Raw genomic sequence first — 22686 nt, forward strand, 5'->3', positions numbered from 1 at the left:
CAGGGGGGCAGGGTGCAGGGGGCAGGGGGGAAAGAAATTCAGTGAGTACAAACAACAAACATCTTTAGACTTCTTGCAAAAGTCGTGATTTTCAAACTCTTCATTGCGTCTTTGCGCCTTGGCGTGAGATTATCCTTTTGACAAATCTCCAACACAAGGCAAGGAATCAGCCCGGCCCATCTCCCAATCCCCAACCCTTACCGTCCCAATGAAGGCAAAAAACTCACAATACCTGGGAAGATGATAATTAAGACCAAAACCAACATTTGCAGCAAAATAAATGGAATCACACCGCGATAAATATCAGATGTGCTGACTTCTGGAGGGGCGACACCACGTAAATAAAATAAGGCAAAACCAAAGGGAGGTGTGAGGAAGGAAGTTTGCAGATTTGCTCCCAAAATCACACCATACCAAATCAAGTCAATGCCTAACTTTTCGGCAACTGGTACAAACAACGGCACAACTATAAAGGCAATCTCGAAAAAGTCGATAAAAAAGCCGAGAATAAATACCGTTGCCATGCTGACAATCAAAAAGCCGATTTCGCCGCCGGGAAGATTGGCGAGGACATCAAACATAAATTGATCACCATTCACTCCTCGGAATACTAAGCTAAAGGCTGTGGAACCCAACAGAATGAAAATCACCATGCTAGTGATTTTTAAAGTGGCATCACAAACTTGACGCAGAGATTCTAAAGTTAATTGACGGTTTGCAGCAGCCAAGGCGATCGCACCAGCACAACCTACAGCACCGGCTTCTGTGGGAGTAGCAAAGCCAAAAAAGATACTCCCTAATACTAATAAAATCAGGATCAACGGCGGCAGCATCACCTGAATTATCCTTCTTCCCAAAGCTTTACCGCCAATTTCTCGCACCTCGGCAGGCAAAGCTGGTGCTAATTCTGGTTTTAAAAATGCCACTATCAGCACATGCAAGGCAAATGCACCTGACATCATCAAACCGGGAATCAACGAACCGATAAATAAATCACCTACCGAAATTCCCAACTGATCGCCCAATACCACCAAAACTACACTCGGTGGGATAATTTGCCCTAAAGTACCCGATGCCGCAATTACACCAGTAGCTAATTGTTTGTTGTATCCATAGCGCAGCATAATCGGCAGGGAAATTAACCCCATGGCCACAACTGTCGCTGCTACCACACCAGTAGTTGCAGCCAACAACGCACCCACCAACACCACAGCTAAAGCTAGTCCGCCACGTAAGCGTCCCAACAAAATCCCCATTGTTTCTAATAGTCTCTCAGCTATGCCAGATTTCTCCAGCATTGACCCCATAAATATGAAGTAAGGGATAGCTAAAAGAGTGTAATTTGCCATGATGCCAAAGATTCGCTGGGGCATGGCGGTAAGAAATATGGGGTCAAATACACCGAGGGAAATTCCCACAATACCAAATAAAATTGCCACCCCACCCAGGGAAAAAGCCACAGGATATCCCAGCGATAACAGCACCAAAGCCCCGGCAAACATCACTGGCCCCAGCCATTCATAATCCAGTGTCATGTTGTTCCTCCTGGGGTTCTAGTCTGCCTTGAAGAATTGCCACATTTTTGATTGCTTGAGAAATTCCCTGAAAAATCAACAACACAAAGGCGACAATAATCATGGTTTTAATAGGATAGCGAGGCAAACCATCAGGGTCTGGGGATGTTTCCAAAATTTGCCATGAAGCCACGATGGTATCCCAAGAAAAAAATATTACCATAATGCAGAAAGGAATCAGAAAAAATACTGTCCCCAATAAATCTGCAAGTGCTTTCCGCCGAGGTGGCCAGTTACTATAAAAAACATCAACACGGACGTGTTCATTGTGCTTTAAAGTGTAACCTGCACCCAATAAAAAAATTAAGTCAAAAATATACCATTGCGCTTCTATGTAGGCGTTGGAAGTCAGGTTAATGCCAATAAACCTGCCTAAGTATCGTCCTACAACATTCCATACACCAAGTATGACCATGACTAGCACCAGCCAATTGGTAAATCGACCAATGACTTCAGTGCAGGTATCAATAATTCTGGATATTCTTAATAATTTTTCCAAAGATTTCCTCACCTCTTGAATCAGTGTAAATGTAGTGTACAACTCAAGATTGCAGAGAAATAGCCCCTTGATTCTTCTCTCTTCGCGTGCTTTGCCATTTGTTCGCTCCTGATTGGACACAATTATCGGGGATAGCTCAAAAATTCTTTACCCTAACACGTTCCGACTGTCTCCCTCAAATCGTAGGATAAGAACAGAAGGATGGGTCAACTGTAGATTTAACCAATGACTTCAACTATTCCCACTAAAAATCGCAACTTACATATTCAAGCCATAGGGGCTAAGATTTTCCACTCCGTTAATATTATTAGTTTATTTCTCATGCTCACCAGCGGGTTACAAATCTATAATGCTAACCCTGTTTTTGGTGGACGTGCAGGTTTACATATTCCACCCATATTTACATTAGGAGGTTGGTTAGCGGGGGGTAGACACTGGCATTTTGCGGCGATGTGGTTATTCTCGCTGAATCTCTTGTGGTATGGAATTTACATTTTAGTTACTCGACGTTGGCGACATCGGTTTGTCGGTACTAATGACTTCAAGGCTTTACAAAAAACTCAAAATTCTCGCCGGGTAATTTATGCTTGGCATCGCATTGTTTATACAGCAATTATTCCTATTTTATTGTTGGCTTTGTTGACGGGGATAGGTATGTATAAACCTGCTCAATTTCCTTGGATTGTGGATATGTTTGGCAGTTGGGAAGCTTTGCGAATTGTTCACTTTTCTTCAGTACCAATGGTGATTGTGTTTGTAGTTGTTCACTCTTTGTTAGGGCGAAAAGCAGGGGGTTCTCAATTGACTGAATCGATGTTTTGGTAAATAGAGTTATGTGGTGTAGCTATCAAGTATTTTTTTTGAACTAACCGCAAAGGGCGCGAATTAAGAAAAAGAATAAAAGAGAGTTGTTTAGGGTGGGTTTTGCCCCGCAAAACCTTTTCTAAGTTTCTTTCAAAAATATAATACGAATCCTATAGGAACAGTTCAATGAGTTTAATTCATCTAAAACGTCGTCAATTTTTGCAGGTTTCAGGATTATCTGCTGTGAGTTTGCTTTTGGGTGGTTGTGGTACACCAGCATTTGAAGATTTGGTAGGTCAACTTTCTGAACCACTGAACCGTAAAGTAGGTAAATTAATATTTAATCCCCAAAAGCCTGTACCAGAATTTTATCTCAGTGAAATTGAACCGGAGGCGTTGATAGTTAATACTTTTAGATCTACCCCTATTATTGAACCAGAAAATTATCGTTTAATTGTCGATGGTGAAGTTAACAATCCTCTCAGCCTCACCCTGGCGGAGATTTATAATTTACCTTTAACTTCGATGATTATTCGTCATGTTTGTGTGGAAGGTTGGGCAGCAATTGTGCAATGGGGTGGTGTTTGTCTTAGAGAAATTATTGCCCTTGCTCAACCTAAGGCTAATGTTCAGTATGCTTATTTTAAATCGGCTGATGGTTATTATGAAAGTTGGGATATAGCTTCAGTTTTACATCCTCAAACTTTATTAGCTTATGAAAAAAATGGTGAACCTTTACCTATTGATAATGGTGCGCCTTTGCGTTTAGCTGCGCCTATTAAACTGGGTTATAAGCAAAGTAAGTGGGTGACTAAAATCTCACTTGTGAGTAATTTATCTCAATTTAAAGGCTACTGGGAAGATCAAGGTTATGACTGGTTTGCCGGAATTTAGAAAATTATAATACATAAATTAATCAAATCAATGAACTTTTTTGATAAATTACAGCGTAATATCACCCAAAACCAAAGCTTACTTTTTGTCGGTCTTGACCCAAATCCGGAAATGATATCTGCTGAGTACACATCTGGGGATATCATCTCTGATTTAGAAAATTGGTTACAATTTGTTATTAGTGAAACGGCTGATTTTGTTTGTGCTTATAAACCAACTTTAGGATTTTATGAAGCTTTAGGTATTCCTGGATTAGAACTATTACAGAAAACTTTAGCGGCTATTCCTGATCATATTCCTATTATTCTCGATGCTAAACATAGTGATTTAAATACAAGTACTGTTTTTGCGCGCACTGTATTTACAGAATGGCAAGTAGATGCAATTACTCTCAGTCCCTATACAGGACAGGATCATGTAGCACCGTTTTTAGTTTATCCTGATAAAGCAGTATTTATTGTATGTTGTACTTCTAATCCTGGAGCAGAAGCTTTACAGCAATATCCCACCAAAGAATCACCTCTTTATTTGCAGGTGGTTAAGGAATCAAAAAATTGGGGTACTCCAGAACAATTGGGCTTGGAAGTAGGTACTACAAAGCCGGAAGTTTTAGCACGTATTCGGGCGATCGCACATGAACGGATGATTATGGCACGTAGTATTTGGGCTGAAAAAAATAACCTGAAACAAATTTTAGAAGCAGGCTTAAATGCTAATAATGATGGGTTATTAATTCCTGTGCCTCAAGATATGTTGGCTAGTGCAGATTTATGCCAAAATATCCAGAATTTACGCGAAGAAATTAATCAAGCAAGAACTACAATTGTCGGTGATGCTTCTAGCTGTGATCTATGGTTACCTGATGTTTGTGTTTTGAATCAGCATCCTCAACAAGACTTGATTTTGCTACTTTATGACGTAGGTTGCATTATGTTTGGCAACTTTGTTCAAGCATCGGGAGCTACTTTTCCTTATTATATAGACTTACGTAAAATTATTTCCAATCCCCAAGTTTTTAATCAAGTACTTAAAGCCTATGAGGAGATTTTGCAGCGCCTGAATTTTGATAGAATAGCAGGTATTCCTTATGGTTCATTGCCAACTGCAACTGGTTTAGCTTTGCGTTTGCACTATCCCATGATTTTTCCGCGAAAAGAAGTTAAAGCACACGGAACTCGGCGGTTAATTGAAGGGAATTTTCATCCGGGTGAGACAGTGGTGGTGGTTGATGATATTCTCATTAGCGGTAAAAGTGTGATGGAAGGTGCAGCAAAGTTGCAATCCGCAGGGTTAAAGGTGGAGGATATTGTGGTTTTGATTGATCATGAACAAGGAGTAAAAGATAGGTTACTAGAAAATGGTTATCGGGGTCACTCAGTTTTTACTCTTTCGGAAATTACAGAAACGCTTTATCAAGCAGGGAGAATTAATCAGGAGCAATTTTTAGCGTTTAAAGAAGGCGAAGGTTAAACAATTTTAAATTTATCTAACTACTCCCAAAGGGGGTTTTTTATATAAAGCCTGTATTTGCATACTACATATATGCAGATAATTATCAAGATGTTTAAAGATATTTATAGTTATAAACCATGACTATTTCACTTGAACAATTACTTAAATGGTTAATTTTGACGCTACTGTTTCCTTTAGTATTTTTAAATGGTTGGCTAGCGTTTCAATTTTTTAAATCTTTTCAATCCCTGGTGACAGTTTTTATATTGGCAACTTTGTTGGCTTTTATTTTGAACTACCCTACTTTGTTTTTTCAGCAACGTGGAGTTAAACGAAGTTATGCTGTAGCGTTAGTTTTTTTATCAGCTTTGGCGTTATTATCGGCTTTGGGAATAATTTTGTTACCAATTATTTACCAACAAATGAACGAAATGGCACAATTATTGCCACAATGGATTCATTCGAGTGAGGAAAAACTACAACTGCTAGATAATTGGGCTGTTAGCCGCGGATTACAAATTAATGTGAGTGAGATTATCAGTCAATTCACAAATCGTTTACCAGATGAAGTAGAGAATTTAGCTGATAAATTATTTAGTATTTTTATTGAAACTATTGATAGTATTTCTGATATTTTAATTACAGTAGTATTAACCTTTTACCTGTTATTAGATGGGCCGAGAATTTGGGAAGGTTTATTTAAAAAATTACCGGGGAATTTTGCTCAACCAGTCCAGCGATCGCTTCAGCAAAATTTCCGTAATTACTTAATTGGTCAGGTAACTTTGGCTTCGTTGATGGGGTTTTTACTCACTCTGATATTTCTCCTATTCCAAGTGCCGTTTGGATTAATATTTGGTTTGGGGGTGGGTGTTTTTAGCGTAATTCCCTTTGGAGATATCGTCAGTATCGGTGTAATTACCTTAATCATCGCGTCGCACAACTTTTGGCTAGCAGTGAAGGTTTTAGCTGTTGCTGTGATTACGGATCAGTTAATCGACCAGGCGATCGCACCGCGTCTTTTAGGCAAATTTACCGGACTTAGACCAATATGGGTGTTAACTGCTTTACTAGTAGGCACTTACATTGGCGGGTTGTTGGGATTGTTAATTGCTGTACCCATAGCTGGTTTTCTCAAAGATGCCTTGGATGGGTTTTCGGTCTTTAATGATAGCGATGGCATAATTACAGGTACAGAAACAACCGAGATGTTAAATCAGGAATCCATCTCTTCATGAGAATAGGCTATTTTTGGCTAGCGATCACCCTGCATTTCTCTTTGACGCATGGGCATGGCATCAATTTGTTGAAAAATTACCTCTGGGTTAATGGGGTTATCTTCACGGCGCTTTGATTGCCCATCCTTACCTACCAGAATAGTTTGGAACTTTTGAGGGTCAACATTGAACTGCGATCGCACTCTGCTAATATCCTCATCATCCAGCTTTTTCCCGGCGGCGCGACTTGTGCCTTCTGTGAATATCTCAACTAACAATAAATCGCGCTCTTGGAAATCAGCTTGTTTACCCTGAAAAAGTTGCATTTGTCTCTGGTAAGCAGGGCTGTTTTCATTAGGGGCAAACACCAGTAACAGGCGGTTTTTCCATTGGTAAGAATTAAGGTCAAAAGCCATATTATTTTTCTGATTGACAGCTACATAATTATTCATGGCTGTGGCTTCTAACCTGCCTGAACCTCTATCGAGAAATTGAGTTGGGATTAAATAGCTGGTTGTAGAAATCAGCAGCAGTGACAACATTGAATGATGAAGCAACATGGTTGATACGGGTTCTCAAATGATAATTAGCCCAAAACTTTAGCCTACATGACCTAGCAAAAACTAAATTCAACCCTACGGATGAATATTTCTGTCAAAATGCAGATAGCAATGTAACTTAATGATCAACCAGACTCTCACACCCAAAGGATATATGGATTTTTGAGTCACTCATATATTCGTGAGATGTATACTGCAATCGTTGTAAAATTAGTCCTTTAGATAGAGGAGGGCAAAATAGATGACTCGTGTCATCATTGTGCGCCACGGACAAAGCAGCTACAATACCGAGCGGCGAATCCAAGGACGTACCGATGTTTCAAAATTAACGGAAAAAGGTTGTAATGATGCCAGTAAAGTAGGCAAAGCCCTCAGCAATATTTTATTTACTGCGATTTACAGCAGTCCTCTCCAGCGAGCAAAAAAAACAGCAGAGATTATCTCCAGTGAATTAGCCAGTCACGATGGAAAGTCTCCTGTTCCCCAAGTTTCCCCAAAGCTGATGGAAATTGATTTGCCATTGTGGGCAGAAATGCTGAGTGCTGATGTCAAGCAGAAGTTTACCGAAGACTATCGCACCTGGAAAGAACACCCCCACGAATTGCGGATGTTAGTTGAAGAACCAGAGGGAACAAGAGAACATTTTCCGGTTCTGGCTTTATACAAACAAGCGCAGCAGTTTTGGCAAGAAACTTTATCCCGCCATCCAGGAGAAACCATTCTCATAGTTGGGCATAACGGCATCAATCGCGCCCTCATTAGCACAGCATTAGGTATTCCCCCCAGTCGTTATCATTGCCTACAGCAATCGAATTGTGGCATCACCGTCTTGAACTTCGCTGGAGGCTTGGGTGAACCAGTCCAACTAGAATCCATGAATCAGACGCAACACATGGGAGAAACCTTTCCCTCATTGCGACCGAATCATCAGGGAGTGCGATTGTTGTTGGTACGTCATGGAGAAACCGAGTGGAATCGTCAAACCAGATTTCAAGGACAAATTGATATTCCTCTCAACGACAATGGTAAGCAACAAGCACAAACAGCCGGCGAATTTCTGCGTGATGTAGCCATAGACTTTGCTGTTAGTAGTTCTATGCTGCGCCCGAAAGAAACAGCAGAACTAATCTTGGCTCATCATCCTCAGATAACTTTGGAATTACAAGATGGTTTAAGAGAAATCAGTCATGGACTTTGGGAAGGTAAATTAGAAACAGAAATAGACCAAGAATTTCCCGGAGAGTTACATCGTTGGCGCACAGAACCAGCAAACGTCCAAATGCCAGAAGGGGAAAACTTGCAGCAGGTTTGGGAACGTAGTGTTGCCACTTGGCAAGATATTGTACAAGTTGCATTAACAAATCAACTCAAAACTGGATTGATAGTGGCTCACGATGCTACTAATAAAACCCTACTGTGTCATGTTTTAGGTTTATCCACAGAAAACTTTTGGCATTTCCGCCAAGGTAATGGTGCAGTTAGTGTAATTGACTACCCCAATGGACTCGATGGTTTGCCCGTACTGCAAGCAATGAACATTACCTCTCACTTAAGTGGAGGCGTACTCGATAAAACAGCAGCTGGGGCATTGTAATTGTCATAAAAGTTAGTTTGGGAGGTCATTGAAAACAAGATGTTGAGCCAGTCTCTATCTCAGCATCTTCGCAATCATATAGTATCTTTTCTTGCCCGTCCCTGCTGTAAACAAATAGTTAATTTGTCGGTTAATACGCTCATTTTTAACTAAACAGTTTAGCTCCAGTTTGCTTTGAGGTTAGCTTTTGAAAGCGCCAAATAAAGACCACTGCTGCGATCGCCACTGCAATCATTAGCCCCAACCATAGACCTACGCCGCCTAAATTCCATCTAAATGCCAACCAATAACCACTGGTTAAACCAATGCACCAATAAAACAAGAAACTGAGCAGCATCGGCACACGAGTATCCTGTAACCCTTGCAATGCACCATAAGCAATTTTTTGTACCCCATCGAACAGATGCGCGATCGCTCCAACCTGCATCATGCAAATAGCCAGCGCTACGATAGACGCGTTCTCTGGTGCAAGAACATCGATATATAGCCCAACAATTTGTCGAGGAAATAGCAAAAGTGCGATCACAATCATGGCTGTCCATACACTTCCAACAGCAAGACTAATGCAACCAGCTTGTCTGATTCCTGCCACATCTTGCTGTCCAACCCACTGACCAATTCGAGCAGTTGCCGCAAATGACATTCCCAGTGGCACCATATAAATCAGATTGATCGTTTGAAAGACAATTTGGTGTGCAGCTAACTCATCCGTTCCCCAGGTAGCCATCAAGTAGCTAACCGCTGTGTACACACCAATTTCTAGAGCAGAAAATACCCCAATTGGCACCCCTAGTTTGAACAATTGCCAAAGTATCTGAGGCTGGAATTGAGGCCAGCACCAGAAGAATTGGTAAGCTTTAAATTGTTTGTGTCTCAACAGGTAAAGAATCAGTACCCCAAACATTCCCCACCACGTCAAAGTACTGGCTAAAGCTAGCCCTACCAACTCTAATCGGGGCAATCCGAATTTGCCAAAGCCCAGGATATAGTTGCCTAAAATATTAAATCCTGTTCCTGTAATTACAATCACCAAAATGGGACGAGCCTGAGATAGACCTGAAACCACGCCTCGCAACATGGCGAATCCCAAAGCAGGAAACAATCCCCACAGCATGATATCAAGATAACCTGTTGCTAATTCCACCGTGGTTGCAGCTTGCCCCAGCCGACTCATTAATATATCGAGATGAGCGATCGCAATCATCATGGGAATTGCCAATAGCAACGATAGCCACAACCCTTGTCGGGTAACTTGTTCAATACGAGTTTTGTTACCTGCTCCGTATGCTTCTGCCACTAATGGACTGACACCCATTACCACGCCACTTGCCGTCACCAGGAATGAGAAGAAGGTAATGGAGGCTATTGCTCCAGCCGCTAGGGTTTCTCGTCCCAAATGTCCCATCATCACGGTATCGACAAATCCCGTTGCCAGTTGGGCAACTTGAGCAGTGGCTAAGGGAATTGCTAGTTGCACAAATGCTTTGAGTTCTGTACGAATGCTCAATTGACGAGTATTTGGGGTGGTCATGCTCAAGACAATCTCCAGCGTCATAATCTGTAATTCAATCGGCTATAATCACAGATTAGGGAAGCTTAAGGCTCTGAACTATCAAAATCTTCTCAGATTTTCAAAATACTGCTCTCAGTTCTGCAAAGGGCGATGAGCTGCGCCCCACCGTAGGCGATCGCACTGATGGCAATCTCTCATTCCTCAATTAACCAGAATCCAAGATTACCAATTGTTTCCAGTCACAATCTAGGTTGGAAGTCTGTTGTCGTGGAAGAGTATCAGCAGCCATCTGGTGGTATGAAGTTTCCCGCAGAAGTCGATCCCGTCATTATTTTGATCCTGACGACTCAACCTCATCGAACTCATGAGAGTGTGGGTAATTACCACCATATCGGCCTGTATCGCCAAGGTGATCTTTGCATTACCCCATCTGGCATCCCCAGCAGCTACTACGCTGAAGATAATCATCACTATCTGTATGTACAAATTTCCTCAATGTTTCTTCAACAGGTTGCGGAGGAAGCTCTCGAACTAAATCCCAATCGAGTAGACGTAATGCCTGCATTTCAGGTTCGCAATCCTCAACTAGAGCAACTTTTGCGGCTATTGCAAATAGAGCTGCATCAAAATGGTCGCCTGGGACGCTTATATATTGATTCATTAGCAAATGCCCTGGTAGTAAACTTGCTTCATGATTACGCTGCTACTCACCCCCGTATTACTCAATTCAATCGGGGATTGGGCGATCACAAACTGCTCCAGATCACACATTATATTGATGAAGCTTTAGATCAGGATATTAAACTTGCTGATCTGGCTCAATTAGCACAGATGAGCCAGTCTCATTTCAGTCGTTTATTTAAACAATCGATGGGATTATCGCCCCACCAATATCTGCTGCAACAGCGAGTTGAACGAGCAAAGCAACTCTTGAAACACACAAACCAGTCTTTAGTGGAAATCGCTTTGGCTTGCGGGTTCGATAGTCATATTCGATAGTCATAGCCACTTTACCAGGCAATTTCGACAAATCACAGGAATAACTCCCAAAACCTACCGCATAAACTAAGCGATAAGCAAGGACGGCATAGCGCCGCTTACCGCACTTCGGGGTTGGGGGTGAAGTTCTCTATTTTATTAAATCTGCATTACTGGCAAAGTGCTGTAAAAACGGAGAGGGGGGGATTCGAACCCCCGTTGGGTTGCCCCAAAACGCATTTCGAGTGCGTCACCATGAACCGCTCGGACACCTCTCCAGATATTAATTCATATTTGTGAATGCAGGAAAATGCTATGACTGCATATCCTTTGTCATCATAGCATTACCATAGCTAAGTCAAAACTAAGTTATCTCTGTGAATTACGGTTTCTGCACCTACATAGCCCAAAATTGCAGCAATTTCTCGAGAATGGCAACCGCGAATTTTTTGCAGTTCATCGCTGCTGTAATTGACTAGCCCTCTGGCAATTTCGTTACCTTGGGTGTCGCACAATTGCACAGCTTCTTGGGTGTCAAATTCTCCTTCTACTGCCTTAATCCCAGCTGCTAATAAAGATTTTCCTGACTGGGCGATCGCGGCGATCGCCCCTGTATCTAAGTATAATTTCCCTGTAGGTATTAAACCATAAGCTATCCAGCGTTTACGGGCAGAAGTTGGTTCTGGCTGTGGTTGAAAGTGAGTCCCCAAAGGTTCCCCTTGGATTATTTTCTCGATATTATGGGGAAATCTGCCTTGAGTGATGACGGTACGCACTCCAGCCGCAATGGCAATTCTGGCCGCAGCAATTTTGGTTACCATCCCACCAGTACCCCATTGAGAACCTTGTGAGCCTGTCTGCACTTGTAATTCTGCTAATTCTTGGAGGCTAGTTACTAAAGATATCGGTTGAGCATCGGGTACGGAACGGGGATCGGCAGAATATAGCTTATCTACATCGGTGAGTAAAAACAGCCAGTCTGCTTCTACTAAGCTGGCTACTAATGCGGAAAGTGTGTCATTGTCGCCAAATTTCAGTTCGTCTACGGCTACGGTATCATTTTCATTCACCACGGGAATTACTCCTAGTCCTAAAAGTTCCCGAAATGTGTTGTAAATGTTGAGATAGCGACTACGCTGTACCAAGTCGCTACGTGTCAATAGTACTTGAGCAATGGGTTGTTGCAAGGTAGTAAATAAGTCATCGTACACCCGCATTAACCGCCCTTGTCCCACTGCTGCTACTGCCTGTTTAAGTGCGATCGCCTTGGGACGTTCAGTTAATCCCAATCTTGCACAACCTACTCCCACAGCACCAGAGGAAACCAAAATCACCCGATGGCCTTGCCGTCTTAAATAGCACAATGTTTCTACTAAGGTCGCAATGGTGGAAAGTGCTAGTTGTCCGGTTTCCGGTTGAGTCAGGCTAGATGTGCCAATTTTGACGACAATTGTTTTGGTCATTGGTCATTGGTCGTTGGTCATTAGTTATTGTTGATTTACATTAAAAATTGTAAAGCGCCAACCACTCTATAGGTGAGGGGCGACGCTTTACGGGTTTATTGTTAGTTGTTATACGCTAGGGTCTTTATTTAGGTGACTCCATGTTATTAATAATTATGATCCCCGATTTTTTTACACCAGTGAGTTTTCTTAAGTATTTCTTTAGATTTAGTTTCCTGACAATTTGTCAACTTTTGTGAATCTTTGATTCTTTTGGGGTGATGGATGCTCCCAAAATTTCTGATACCCAAACTTCAAAATTACGGATGGGGTGCGTGCGGAGAGCCATATCAGCATGAACGATAGGTTCCACTAAAATGGTAAACATACCTAGTCTATTACCTGCGATGACATCGGTAAACAGGCGATCGCCTACCATCCCTACTTCCTGTACTGGTAAATCCATAGATGTGAGTGCAGCTCTTATTTTGCGTCGTGATGGTTTGGCTGCACCTAAGTAATAAGGCAAATCAAGCGATCGGGCTATGCCCCCAATCCGTACTTCACTGAGGTTATTACTGACCAAACATAACTCCACACAAGTCCGAATTTGTGCTACCCACTGTTGCAGTTCTGGCGAAGCTACTCCCACTGTAAACGGGACTAAGGTTTCATCTACATCCAGCACCAGCCCTTTCAGCCCATATTGTTGAATAATTGCAGGTGACAGGTTCAACACTGAACCTTCTAATATCAAGTCAGGCTGTAAGAGCTTGTTCCAAATCATAGTCAAATTTCCAGAGGGAACTGTCAAAATTATAGACGCTACAAACAACCCGCAGCTAACCCAGAGTACCAGGTATAGTGCGGGTTTTCAGTTTCACATCTACTCAACTTCGTTAAAAAGATGTTCTTCTAACAGTGGCTGTACTTTCCGAAACTCCTCAGGAGAAAGTAATACAGGCTCACCTGTTGCGGATATCCGGGCGAAAAACAACAGTGGATCAAGGGGTGTGTAAATTGCGTACTCTTGATCTTCATGATAGAAAATAGCAAGTAACTGCAATTGTTCTGGCTCTAAATCCGCTTCTTCATCCTCGATTTCTAAGGTGAACACTTCTGACTCTTCAACTGCGGGTAAATCACCTGCTACTGTCAGAGCATAGGCTGTGTTCTTGACTATAAGATTCTGTTCGGCTAAGACAGCTTGAGCCGTGCTAAAAATTTGGTTAATAATGGCATCATCATCTACCAAAACTGCCTCTTCTTCCTCTTCTTCACCTTGCCAAGCAAAGATTTCTATAGGAGAGTCTACAGGTAGCAGTAGAACATATTCTTGTCCATCTACCGAGAGCGAATGTTCAACATAACATTCCAGGGTGCGCCCTGTTTCATCGGACAAAGTGATGGAACCTGCATGAGCATGATCATTTTCTTCAGGGAATGGAGAGGAGAACATAGCCGGAGTGTTAAACTTTATAAATACCAGCGCCGTACAAATTTCTTTACTGCTTCATGACCAATATAGTGTCAAAAAAATAGCTTCAGAACTAGATACAAGTGTTGGTTTAGCTTTCAGAATATCATGTTAAAAGGTATCAATACTCTAAGGCTACCACCGATTTGTGGGAGTTGGTGCGCCTAGTGTCTAGCCATTGTTGCAAAATTAAACATGCTGCCTTACGGTCAATTAAACCTTTATGACGTGATGGCGAACGATTTTCTGCTATTAGCATTTGCTCGGCTTGGAAAGAAGTTAATCGCTCATCTACATATTCCACAGGTAAATTGAGAGCCTTTCCTAGCTTTTTAGCAAACTTTTGTACTTGACGCGCTTGGAATCCGATAGAGCCATCCATTGAGTAAGGTAAACCCATCACCAGGACTTGCACCTGACGCTCATGCACTAGATAACGGATTTGCGCCACATCTCGATCAAATGATGTGCGTTCTACGGTGGTAATACCTGTAGCAATCAAACCAGTACCGTCGCACCCTGCTACACCAATCCGCTTGCGACCGAAATCCAATCCCAATGCGGAAATAAAAGCCTTTGGTTGCTCTTGAGATGTCAAACTAGTTCTCCTGCTGTGTATCGGTTGACTCAGGGAGAGGTAATGGTTCTATATGACCGTTGTTGCACCCAAAGGCAATAGGTTCTGACTTGCTGGGAATTTGTCTTTCTGATAATGGCTGTTGTCTGGGTTTTATCCATGACATCCCCCCTGGTATGGGTTTACGCGCAGGTTGTAAGCCTTGTAGCACCTCAGTCCACTGAATACCTTCTAAGGAGACAAATTTAGACTCCCGTAACTTATGCCAAACTGAGCGCGACATAATTAAGGTGTGTTCTATGCGTTTGGCGCCAATACGCTCTAAATATTCTTCGCGCTCTGCTTGATAGTCAGAAGATGCCAGTTGTAACCCTTGTTGGGGAAAATCTTGAGCAATCCGCGCTAATTGGGAAAGCAACTCTGGATACAGCCACGTGTAAGCAGGGTGGACTGTGAGCGTAGCGACATGAGGAGTTTTACCTTTGCGGTCAAGTTGCACTTGAAAATAACCAATGGCTGCTTTACGTTGGGGTTCAAACACATAGCCACTGACAGTTTCTGTTTTGGTTAACCACTGCTTGACAGCATCTGTTAAAACGCCAAATAAACTGGTTTTAAAGTCCCTGGTGTTGCGGTCAAATACCTGACGGACTAAAGGCGGCATGGATGCTGTATCTAATTGATACAGTAACTGAGCATCGGCATTACTTACAGGGAGAAGATTGGGTAAATCAGGTTCCGCTTGGGCTAATTCCGCTAGCAATTCCGGCTCAATTTCCCAGTAGGTCATTTCTGCTAGACGCTGAAATCCATTTTGCCGATACAGCGCTAGGGCATCTTTATCATTAACATTAACTTCTAGCAACCAAGTCCGAGCTTCTAACATCGACTCAAAGCAGTGACGTAACAATTGTGAGCCAATTGCTTGCTTCTCCACAGCCCGATCTAGCATGACTCGATCAATCCGCCATGTACTGCGTGTACGGTTAAATGGTGATACTTGAATCATGCCTAATAGTGTCCTACCTTGCTCTGCTACGTAGGCACAGAAGCGATATTGTAGGGGATTAGGAAACCAACTCAAAAATTTCAGTAATCCATACCAACGACGTAGCCACTGCATCTGATTGATGGCCAAGTCAGCTTCTTTAGGGGAAAGAGCAGTGAATGAGTCTTGGGTAATTTGCTCAATTCCGTCCAGATCCCGGTATTGGACTGGCCGGATGACAACGCTGAGGTTTCGAGGAAGTAATGAAGTCATTTTATTTTGAGCTGCCATTTAGCCTTAACTTACTGGGTTAGAGGAATTGCTGCAATAGTTATCTTAGCGGCTTTCCGCTCTTGGCTATTGTTTCCAAGGGGTGATTTTTGTAACTTAATACTAAATATAATTTGTAAAAAACTCAAAAAAGCAGAATTGCTGGACACACTTCTAGTGTTGACCTGACAATAATCTGCTTTTATTCTATAAAATTTTGATGGAAGTTGGTCTTTACTTATAACCCTTGCCGGGAGATTAGCTTCTCAAAATTGGCTTGAGTTTGGTGAAGCATTTCTTCTCGACTATCTTCTAGGGTTTGTTTCAGGGTTGGAACCAGATTGCGAGCTTGCAGAGTCATATGAAGTTGTAAGTGGGCTACATATTCACTGAAATCTTCATTTGTGACAACTGCGTCTGTAGATAAATTTGATCCCATTACCACTGTGTTCTCCTTCTCTTAATGCTTGTTCTTTCTCCACATCATCAGAACTTATCACGTTGTTTTACCTAGCTTTTTAATTCGCAATGAAGTTTAACGATTTTTTAACTTAAGAAATGTGGATTGATGGTGCGGCGCTTGGCGACAACACACCATACTGGCGTGGCCAGGCTTTGTGAAACCCAACCTACCAGTAATAGTACAAGGTGTGTATCAGTTTTGTAGATGACATCAAGACAATTGATTTACTTATTCATTCTCCGGAAAGGTTTGGACTTTGCCATCGGGACTGAGAACAACTCGAATACGCATATTTTGTCCGGATTTATTGGCAGAAACAAAAGATTGACCAATTGTCGGCATTCCGGCACTCTCGATATGTTCTCTTGCTGCCCGATTCAGGGGTAAAATTCGTTCGACTGTACCATCAACACCCACCAGTACACTGTATTCTAATGTTTGGGCAAATCCATTAGGTGGCTGCCAACGTTTGGTGAGTTGTTCTCTAGCTTCTGCTACTTGAACTGTGTCAAATAAGGTACCATCAGGAACGGCTTCTGGAGATGGAGGTGTTATGGGTTGACTATTCAATCTATCGAATGAATTAGTATCAACTGCCGCATTAGGATTATTTATAGATGAATTGATTGCTGCTTCCAGTTGCTGTGGGTTGACTGGTGTTTGGGTAAAGTTATTATTGCTGGAATCGTTATTGGATATGTTGGGTAAAGACGGAGGAATTGCCGCAATATTGGGTGATGTGGCTCTGTCAGCAGATAAACTAGGCGGTAAACTTCGTCTTTGGGGAATCGTAGTTTCAACTTGAGATAGATTTGGCTGAATCGCAGTTTGCTGATCGGGAATTGTTTTAGATGCTGCACTTGAGAAATTGCTAGTCCTACCCTCAAAGATAGATAGTTGGTCTTGTGCAGATGGTAGAGAGGTTGGGGAGAAACCAGAACCGAGAGACGGTGAGGAAGGTATTATTGGTTGTGGAGGCAAACTAGCTGTGGGCAATGGTGTGTCTGCGCCAAACAGCGGTAGCGATCCTAAATCATCGGGAATTTTGATGTCAGATGGTGTTGTGGAAAATTCGGGGGAAGGGGAGGATTCTAGAGCAATTTCCGTTTCTTGGGGATTTCCCGATTGTGCTATTTGAGGCTGTTTTTGCCGATTGTTATTGGCATATTGCAAAGTCATCGGTAGTAAACCTACACCCAATACCATAACGGCGGCGATAGGCGCCCAGGCTGGCAATCGCAAAGTTAATTTATTGTTATTGAGATTTGGTAACGCCATGACATCAGCAGAGTATTCGTCTAAGGCAGTTGCTAAATCAAATAGTTGCAGCAGACTCAGTTGAATTACAGAACCGGATGACTGGTTGGCGAGGGAACCAAGATACAGATGATGAGTTAAATAGTTGCCTGGTTCTAAGTAGATTCTGCCTCCTGGTAATTGGGAGGTCAAAGATGGAAATGTTTTAGTAATTGGTAATGGAGTTTGGCGAAAATCTGTAAACTCCGAGTCCTGAGAAACTTTACTAGAATCCTGGGGTTCAGAAAGACTCAACCAAAAGCTATCGGGAGGTTGCTGTAAGAATCCTTGTACGTAATTAGTAACAGCGTCACACAAAATTTCTAGTTGGTCACGATCGCCTCGAATGGGGATTCGGCGTTCTTCTGGTAGTTGCGGATCATCAAAGTGCAGCTCGAAGGTTAGCTGCTTAATTACAGTTTTCCCCATCCAACGGGACAAAGGCGAACTTTGCGCCAAGATTTCTAGGGTGCAAGTCGGGGGTGTGTAGCGACGAATGACAGAATTTGATGGTGGCATGGCAGGAACGGCGAGGAAGACTATTATCTAAAGTTTTGCAGAACGGTCTATGAGTGCTAACCAAAGACGGCGGTGACCACCAGGCGCACTGTAAAACAGTAAATCTACAAGCAGTTTGAGCGCCAAGTTGGTCAGTAGATCCGTGGATATTTGGTCGTCCTCTTCCATCCGTTCTTGGTAGGTGTTGCAGAAAGCATCGATGTAATCTCCAAGTAAGGCAGCCTGATGAGGTTCCCGTTTGTTTTCCGCCATTTGTTCTAGTAGACCAACAGCACGGCGAATTAATTCTTGGTGCTGTTTGGCGAGGTAGCAGATGATGAGAACAAGCGATCGCGCTTCTTCTACATCTAGCTTTTTTCGCCCACCTTGACCTTTACGTAGGGGATTGGACTGACGCAATCGCCATAAAGCTACCCGGTCTGGCACTCTCGACTCTAAATTCAGATTGATTGCCGCAGAGAGCATAGCCTCGGAACCAATACCAGTTAAAGTTTCTAGCGCCAACAGCACCAAGTCTAACTGGGTTTTGATATTGTCCCATTGAACTGTGTTTGGGGCTGGAAGCTTAATTAAATCCTCCCATTGGGGATTTGGTGTGGCTGAATCGGTGGCCGAGTGCATAACTTTTAGCATAGGTGATCAGGCTGTAGGGGCTTGTGCTGTTACCCATTTTGAAACCAGACTCTGAAAGTTCAAGGTTGGTTTCCCATCGCTATTAGCTATTAGCTGCTGCTAGCTTTGCTCAATTTGGTAAACAGCAGTAGTCTTTGTCTTACTCTACTAGATGAAAATTTATTTTCAACAAATTTTATCGATCAAACCGATGAAACTCTTTCTAGTCGCACCTACTGGCTCAGTGTCAATGTATAAATAAACATTACTTAATCTAGTTAATATCTAATTGCTAATAGCTAATAATAGAGAGGATATTATTAATTAGCAATTAAAAATTATTAACTTACATAAGTGATTTTTGTTGCCAGTTTATTTAACATAAGCAACGGTGACACCACTACCGCCATCTGCCTGTTCAGCTGGTTCAAAATTACTAACTCTGGGGTGCTGTTGCAAAAATATGTGAACGCCTTGCCGCAATTTTCCTGTACCGTGTCCGTGAATAATCCATATCTGGCCAGAAGCTTCCGAAATTGCCTTGTCTAAAATAATTTCTGCATCACTGACTCGTTTACCGCGCAAATCCACTGTATTTTGAGAAGTGCGAATTGCTGGGGCTGCTGGAGGTGGTGGAGTCACTACTTCTGGCGCTGGTTTCTTTTTCGCCACTGGTTCGGCTTTTTGACCATCCAAAGATTCGATATCTTCTAGCTTGACGGTCATCTTCATAATGCCAAAACGGACACTAAATTCACCATCCTCATCGGGATTGGTTAACACTTCTGCTGTTTGCCCAAATTGCGAAATCCGCACGCGATTGCCTACTTTGGGCATAAACCCAACTTTCGGTTTTGGTGGTACTTTCGGCTGATATTTTTGGGAAATTTGATTTAACGCATCGGTGGCTTGCTGGGCATCTTGGGCTTTGGGTGTGCCTTTTTGCAAGCGGCGAATTACTTGGGCAATTTCACCTTTGGCTTGGGCGATCGCTTGTTGTACGGCGACTTCTTGATCAGCCCGCAAAGCTTTTTCTCGCTCTTGTAAAGTTTCGGCTTTTGCGGATACTTCTTTGTATAAACGTTCCGCTTGCTGCAATAACTTCTGCGCTTCCTCGGCTTTAGTTTCTTGACGGCGGCGTTGTGCTTCTAACCCCGCAATTACTTGGTTAACTTCGTCTGTCGCCTCGCCTACTTGATTTTTGGCTTGTGCCACAACTTCGGGTTTTAGCCCTAAACGTTGGGCAATTGTCAAGGCATTAGAACGCCCAGGAATCCCCCAAAGTAGACGATACGTAGGCGAAAGTGTACTTTCATCAAATTCCACCGAAGCATTTTCAAACCGCGCATCTTCGTATTTCAGCGCTTTTAATTCACCAAAGTGGGTTGTGGCAATAGTCAACTGAGCATGATTAGCCAGATATTGCAGCAAGGCGATCGCTAAAGCACTACCTTCCACGGGATCAGTTCCCGCGCCCACTTCATCGAGAAGGATGAGGGAGTGGGGAGTAGGGAGTGGGGAGTGGGAGGATGCCTCTAAAGCGTCTAAAATGCGACTAATGCGACGAATGTGTCCGGAAAATGTCGATAAACTTTGTTGCAGTGATTGTTCGTCACCGATATCAGCTAATACTTGGTCGAACCAAGGCATTTCTACAGGTTCACGGGCAGGGACAAATAAACCTACTTTGGCCATTAATGCGGCTAAAGCTAGGGTTTTTAAGGTGACTGTTTTACCCCCTGTATTGGGGCCAGTAATTGTTACGACTCGAATATGTGGACTAATAAGTAAATCTACGGGAACTACAGCTTGTCCATGTTCGTGCTGCTGCTGCCACACTAGTAGGGGATGCCGTAATTGTCGCAGAGTAGTAATTTCTTGTTCCTCACGGTTAATAAATCGGGGGGGATTGGCTCCTAACCAAAAACTATACCTGGCTCTGGCTGTGGCTAAATCCAAGGTGGTGACAATTGCTAGCAACCGTTCTAAATCGGGTTTAACTGCGGCGACTTGCTCTGTTAAGGTGCGGCGAATTGCTTCTTCTTCGGCTTGTTCTCTTCTAATGATCTGCCGCAGTTGGTTACCCAAAGGCACTACAGAATTAGGTTCTACGTAGAGCGTGGCACCACTGGTAGAAGTATCATGCACAATACCGGGGATCGCGTCTTTTTGGGGCGCTTTTACGGGGATCACAAAGCGATCGCTGCGTTGGGTAATTAGTTGTTCTTGGACTGCTCCAGATTTAGCTTGTAATATATTTTGTAGCTTTTGCGTAATTTGCGTACGTGTTTTCCGCAAATCGGTGCGAATTTCTCCAAGTTTTAAGCTAGCCCGATCAGTTACTTGGCCGCGTTCATCAATACAACGGTGAATTTCCTGTTCTAGTTCAGGATAAGTCCGCAAATCGGCTACCAATGCGGCTAAAATAGGCACGTCTTCTTGGTTGTCAATGACACGCCGTAAGTTTCTCGCCCCCGCCAAGGTAGTAGCGATAGCTAGCAGTTCATCTCCTGCCAAAATCCCACTGCGTTCGGCTCGTTCTAGAGAATCGCCAATATCTTGGATACCCTCAAACGACAATCCCGTGGTTAAACGAGTTTCTAGTTGGTAAATTTCTTTAGTTTGTTTTAATAACTGCTCACTTGCTGACTGAGACGCAGGTATTGTTAAATGCAGTGATGCGATCGCCCCGAGTTTAGTAGCCGCAAATGTGGAAAGATGCTGGCAAAGGCGATGCCATTCTAGTAGTTCTAAGGTTTCCGATTGGATCAAGGCTTCACTATCTAATCTGAAAGTATGGTAGCAATTCTCGCCCCTATAAGGTTAAACCTAAAAGCAGAAAATTTGGCTTGATCTCTATCTCCAGAGTCACCTCTGTTTCTGCCCAGGGATGATACTTACTTCATCACTGAATATTGCTATTAATATTTTAAGGCAAATTTAAGATTTTCGGGAATCTGGGAAAATTTCTATTTTATTCACTGCAAATATTTTTTATTTATTTAATTTTTACTATTTTTTGCTACAGATTTTAAATAAATATATTCTTTTATAAGAATAAAAATTATTTTGGAAATAGACGATGTAATCTTTGATAGCAGTTCTTTTTTATGAGGTACCAAAAACAGTAAACTGAGCTTGTCGCTTAGTTGTAAATGTAATATTCATCCCATAAAATTTAGTGTAACAGAATTGCCCACTCATAAATCATTCACAAAATATTATGCTATTTAGCCCAGCCAACTTACCCTATTGGATTTTTTTGGGGATGGGAGTATTGCTATTTTTGTTCGTGATTATTTCTGGTGGGGGAGATGGAAATACAGATGCAGATTTCGATGCAGATACCAACGGTGAATTGAACTTCGAGCAATTTCTCGGATGGGCAGGTATAGGCAAAGCTCCACTCATTTTGTTATTAGCAACAGATTTGAGTTTGTGGGGTATTTTGGGCTGGATGTTAAATGTATTCCTGAGTAGCTTCATAGGAAATTTCACTAACTTTTTCGGCAGTATTATATTATTTAGCTCACTGATTATCAGTTTATTGCTGGGAAGATTAATAGCGCAACCAATGGGCAAAATTTTTGCAGAATTTGGTGAAGATACAAGTAGCGATCGCTTAGTTGGTTGTGTGGGTACTGTTACTTCTTTTTACGTACCCATTGAAAATCAGGAAAAAATTGGCCAAGTAGATGTGCTAGATCCCAAACGTAATCTTTTAACCATTAGTGCGGTTTTACCAGCATGGGCAACTGTAGCACCCCAACGCGGTGAAAAAGTCATCATTATTGAATGTCAACCTCAAAAGTATCTAGTAATTGCCAAAGATAGTGCTGATGAAGAACGTTGGTTAGCCAACTCGACTTTGAAGAATTAAATTTATGCCTTAGAGGATGTTTTAAAAGTCCTCTTTTCGGTATCAAAATTTTTAGATCCCTCTAAATTTAATTCCGG

At 42.4% G+C, this 22686-nt stretch carries 21 protein-coding genes and 1 tRNA gene; 8 read left to right on the forward strand and 14 right to left on the reverse strand.

Annotated elements, in window-relative coordinates:
* Positions 1-197: 197 nt before the first annotated feature.
* Together ACM0OS_RS12875 and ACM0OS_RS12880 are read right to left on the reverse strand one after the other, a co-directional pair.
* On the reverse strand, positions 198-1535 hold the full coding sequence (locus tag ACM0OS_RS12875) for a TRAP transporter large permease (protein ID WP_414543583.1): 1338 nt from the start codon (positions 1533-1535) through the stop codon (positions 198-200).
* Positions 1519-2073, reverse strand: a complete 555-nt coding sequence (locus ACM0OS_RS12880) for a TRAP transporter small permease subunit (protein WP_414543629.1) — start codon at positions 2071-2073, stop codon at positions 1519-1521. The genes ACM0OS_RS12875 and ACM0OS_RS12880 overlap by 17 nt, the downstream gene beginning before the upstream one ends.
* A gap of 225 nt (positions 2074-2298) precedes the next feature.
* Here ACM0OS_RS12880 and ACM0OS_RS12885 point away from each other — a divergent pair, with 225 nt between their 5' ends.
* The 4 genes from ACM0OS_RS12885 to ACM0OS_RS12900 all read left to right on the forward strand — a co-directional run bounded on the left by ACM0OS_RS12885 (position 2299) and on the right by ACM0OS_RS12900 (position 6461).
* The gene (locus ACM0OS_RS12885) at positions 2299-2898 is read left to right on the forward strand and encodes a cytochrome b/b6 domain-containing protein (RefSeq protein WP_414543584.1); all 600 of its coding nucleotides are present in this window, start codon (positions 2299-2301) and stop codon (positions 2896-2898) included.
* Between the two features lie 165 nt (positions 2899-3063).
* Positions 3064-3771: a molybdopterin-dependent oxidoreductase gene (locus tag ACM0OS_RS12890; protein WP_414543585.1), complete on the forward strand. Its 708-nt coding sequence runs from the start codon at positions 3064-3066 to the stop codon at positions 3769-3771.
* 30 nt (positions 3772-3801) lie between these two features.
* Positions 3802-5241 (forward strand): bifunctional orotidine-5'-phosphate decarboxylase/orotate phosphoribosyltransferase, encoded by a 1440-nt coding sequence (locus ACM0OS_RS12895; protein WP_414543586.1) that lies wholly within the window; start codon positions 3802-3804, stop codon positions 5239-5241.
* 119 nt (positions 5242-5360) lie between these two features.
* Positions 5361-6461 (forward strand): AI-2E family transporter, encoded by a 1101-nt coding sequence (locus ACM0OS_RS12900; RefSeq protein ID WP_414543587.1) that lies wholly within the window; start codon positions 5361-5363, stop codon positions 6459-6461.
* 17 nt (positions 6462-6478) lie between these two features.
* Here the strand turns inward: ACM0OS_RS12900 and ACM0OS_RS12905 are convergent, their stop codons facing one another.
* Positions 6479-7000 (reverse strand): DUF4174 domain-containing protein, encoded by a 522-nt coding sequence (locus ACM0OS_RS12905; protein ID WP_414543588.1) that lies wholly within the window; start codon positions 6998-7000, stop codon positions 6479-6481.
* A 241-nt stretch (positions 7001-7241) separates the two neighbouring features.
* Here ACM0OS_RS12905 and ACM0OS_RS12910 point away from each other — a divergent pair, with 241 nt between their 5' ends.
* Entirely contained in the window at positions 7242-8594 is a 1353-nt protein-coding gene (locus ACM0OS_RS12910) for a histidine phosphatase family protein (RefSeq protein ID WP_414543589.1), read from the forward strand.
* Between the two features lie 145 nt (positions 8595-8739).
* Here ACM0OS_RS12910 and ACM0OS_RS12915 read toward each other — a convergent pair whose 3' ends face one another.
* On the reverse strand, positions 8740-10149 hold the full coding sequence (locus ACM0OS_RS12915) for an MATE family efflux transporter (protein ID WP_414543590.1): 1410 nt from the start codon (positions 10147-10149) through the stop codon (positions 8740-8742).
* 141 nt (positions 10150-10290) lie between these two features.
* Between ACM0OS_RS12915 and ACM0OS_RS12920 the strand changes: the two genes are divergently transcribed.
* Both ACM0OS_RS12920 and ACM0OS_RS12925 read left to right on the forward strand, forming a co-directional pair.
* Positions 10291-11106: a helix-turn-helix domain-containing protein gene (locus tag ACM0OS_RS12920; RefSeq protein WP_414543591.1), complete on the forward strand. Its 816-nt coding sequence runs from the start codon at positions 10291-10293 to the stop codon at positions 11104-11106.
* On the forward strand, positions 11096-11176 hold the full coding sequence (locus ACM0OS_RS12925; RefSeq protein WP_414543630.1) for an AraC family transcriptional regulator: 81 nt from the start codon (positions 11096-11098) through the stop codon (positions 11174-11176). The genes ACM0OS_RS12920 and ACM0OS_RS12925 overlap by 11 nt, the downstream gene beginning before the upstream one ends.
* Before the next feature lie 102 nt (positions 11177-11278).
* On the opposite strand, the gene ACM0OS_RS12930 is transcribed toward ACM0OS_RS12925, so the two are convergent.
* The 10 genes from ACM0OS_RS12930 to ACM0OS_RS12975 form a co-directional block, all read right to left on the reverse strand.
* Positions 11279-11363 (reverse strand) — tRNA-Ser (locus ACM0OS_RS12930).
* Between the two features lie 75 nt (positions 11364-11438).
* Complete coding sequence (proB, locus tag ACM0OS_RS12935) at positions 11439-12548, reverse strand: glutamate 5-kinase (protein WP_414543592.1); 1110 nt, start codon at positions 12546-12548, stop codon at positions 11439-11441.
* 226 nt (positions 12549-12774) lie between these two features.
* A complete protein-coding gene (locus ACM0OS_RS12940; protein WP_414543593.1) occupies positions 12775-13314 on the reverse strand; it encodes a YqeG family HAD IIIA-type phosphatase in 540 nt (179 codons plus the stop codon).
* 99 nt (positions 13315-13413) lie between these two features.
* The gene (locus ACM0OS_RS12945) at positions 13414-13986 is read right to left on the reverse strand and encodes a DUF3727 domain-containing protein (RefSeq protein ID WP_414543594.1); all 573 of its coding nucleotides are present in this window, start codon (positions 13984-13986) and stop codon (positions 13414-13416) included.
* Positions 13987-14125: 139 nt separating this feature from the next.
* Positions 14126-14602 (reverse strand): Holliday junction resolvase RuvX, encoded by a 477-nt coding sequence (gene ruvX / locus ACM0OS_RS12950; RefSeq protein WP_414543595.1) that lies wholly within the window; start codon positions 14600-14602, stop codon positions 14126-14128.
* 1 nt (position 14603) lies between these two features.
* Positions 14604-15842, reverse strand: coding sequence for an N-acetyltransferase family protein (locus tag ACM0OS_RS12955; RefSeq protein ID WP_414543596.1), 1239 nt, complete (start codon positions 15840-15842; stop codon positions 14604-14606).
* 235 nt (positions 15843-16077) lie between these two features.
* Complete coding sequence (locus tag ACM0OS_RS12960) at positions 16078-16278, reverse strand: hypothetical protein (RefSeq protein WP_414543631.1); 201 nt, start codon at positions 16276-16278, stop codon at positions 16078-16080.
* Between the two features lie 252 nt (positions 16279-16530).
* Positions 16531-18117, reverse strand: a complete 1587-nt coding sequence (locus tag ACM0OS_RS12965; protein ID WP_414543597.1) for a DUF4335 domain-containing protein — start codon at positions 18115-18117, stop codon at positions 16531-16533.
* A gap of 27 nt (positions 18118-18144) precedes the next feature.
* A complete protein-coding gene (locus ACM0OS_RS12970; RefSeq protein WP_414543598.1) occupies positions 18145-18750 on the reverse strand; it encodes a DUF3038 domain-containing protein in 606 nt (201 codons plus the stop codon).
* Positions 18751-19101: 351 nt separating this feature from the next.
* Positions 19102-21501, reverse strand: a complete 2400-nt coding sequence (locus tag ACM0OS_RS12975; protein WP_414543599.1) for an endonuclease MutS2 — start codon at positions 21499-21501, stop codon at positions 19102-19104.
* Positions 21502-21952: 451 nt separating this feature from the next.
* Here ACM0OS_RS12975 and ACM0OS_RS12980 point away from each other — a divergent pair, with 451 nt between their 5' ends.
* A complete protein-coding gene (locus ACM0OS_RS12980; RefSeq protein ID WP_414543600.1) occupies positions 21953-22609 on the forward strand; it encodes a DUF1449 domain-containing protein in 657 nt (218 codons plus the stop codon).
* Positions 22610-22686: the final 77 nt, after the last annotated feature.

Origin of the sequence: Nostoc sp. CCY0012 (assembly GCF_963920855.1) — a bacterium.
Classification (GTDB): domain Bacteria; phylum Cyanobacteriota; class Cyanobacteriia; order Cyanobacteriales; family Nostocaceae; genus Cyanocohniella.

Bases quoted from the DNA above. Each gene is read 5' to 3' on its own strand.
- ACM0OS_RS12980 (WP_414543600.1), top strand. From the start codon at position 21,953: ATGCTATTTAGCCCAGCCAACTTACCCTATTGGATTTTTTTGGGGATG.
- ACM0OS_RS12940 (WP_414543593.1), bottom strand. From the start codon at position 13,314: ATGATTTGGAACAAGCTCTTACAGCCTGACTTGATATTAGAAGGTTCA.
- ACM0OS_RS12955 (WP_414543596.1), bottom strand. From the start codon at position 15,842: ATGACTTCATTACTTCCTCGAAACCTCAGCGTTGTCATCCGGCCAGTC.
- ACM0OS_RS12895 (WP_414543586.1), top strand. From the start codon at position 3,802: ATGAACTTTTTTGATAAATTACAGCGTAATATCACCCAAAACCAAAGC.
- ACM0OS_RS12905 (WP_414543588.1), bottom strand. From the start codon at position 7,000: ATGTTGCTTCATCATTCAATGTTGTCACTGCTGCTGATTTCTACAACC.
- ACM0OS_RS12945 (WP_414543594.1), bottom strand. From the start codon at position 13,986: ATGTTCTCCTCTCCATTCCCTGAAGAAAATGATCATGCTCATGCAGGT.
- ACM0OS_RS12885 (WP_414543584.1), top strand. From the start codon at position 2,299: ATGACTTCAACTATTCCCACTAAAAATCGCAACTTACATATTCAAGCC.
- ACM0OS_RS12960 (WP_414543631.1), bottom strand. From the start codon at position 16,278: ATGGGATCAAATTTATCTACAGACGCAGTTGTCACAAATGAAGATTTC.
- ACM0OS_RS12910 (WP_414543589.1), top strand. From the start codon at position 7,242: ATGACTCGTGTCATCATTGTGCGCCACGGACAAAGCAGCTACAATACC.
- ACM0OS_RS12970 (WP_414543598.1), bottom strand. From the start codon at position 18,750: ATGCTAAAAGTTATGCACTCGGCCACCGATTCAGCCACACCAAATCCC.
- ACM0OS_RS12900 (WP_414543587.1), top strand. From the start codon at position 5,361: ATGACTATTTCACTTGAACAATTACTTAAATGGTTAATTTTGACGCTA.
- ACM0OS_RS12890 (WP_414543585.1), top strand. From the start codon at position 3,064: ATGAGTTTAATTCATCTAAAACGTCGTCAATTTTTGCAGGTTTCAGGA.
- ACM0OS_RS12965 (WP_414543597.1), bottom strand. From the start codon at position 18,117: ATGCCACCATCAAATTCTGTCATTCGTCGCTACACACCCCCGACTTGC.
- ACM0OS_RS12915 (WP_414543590.1), bottom strand. From the start codon at position 10,149: ATGACGCTGGAGATTGTCTTGAGCATGACCACCCCAAATACTCGTCAA.
- proB (WP_414543592.1), bottom strand. From the start codon at position 12,548: ATGACCAAAACAATTGTCGTCAAAATTGGCACATCTAGCCTGACTCAA.
- ACM0OS_RS12920 (WP_414543591.1), top strand. From the start codon at position 10,291: ATGGCAATCTCTCATTCCTCAATTAACCAGAATCCAAGATTACCAATT.
- ACM0OS_RS12875 (WP_414543583.1), bottom strand. From the start codon at position 1,535: ATGACACTGGATTATGAATGGCTGGGGCCAGTGATGTTTGCCGGGGCT.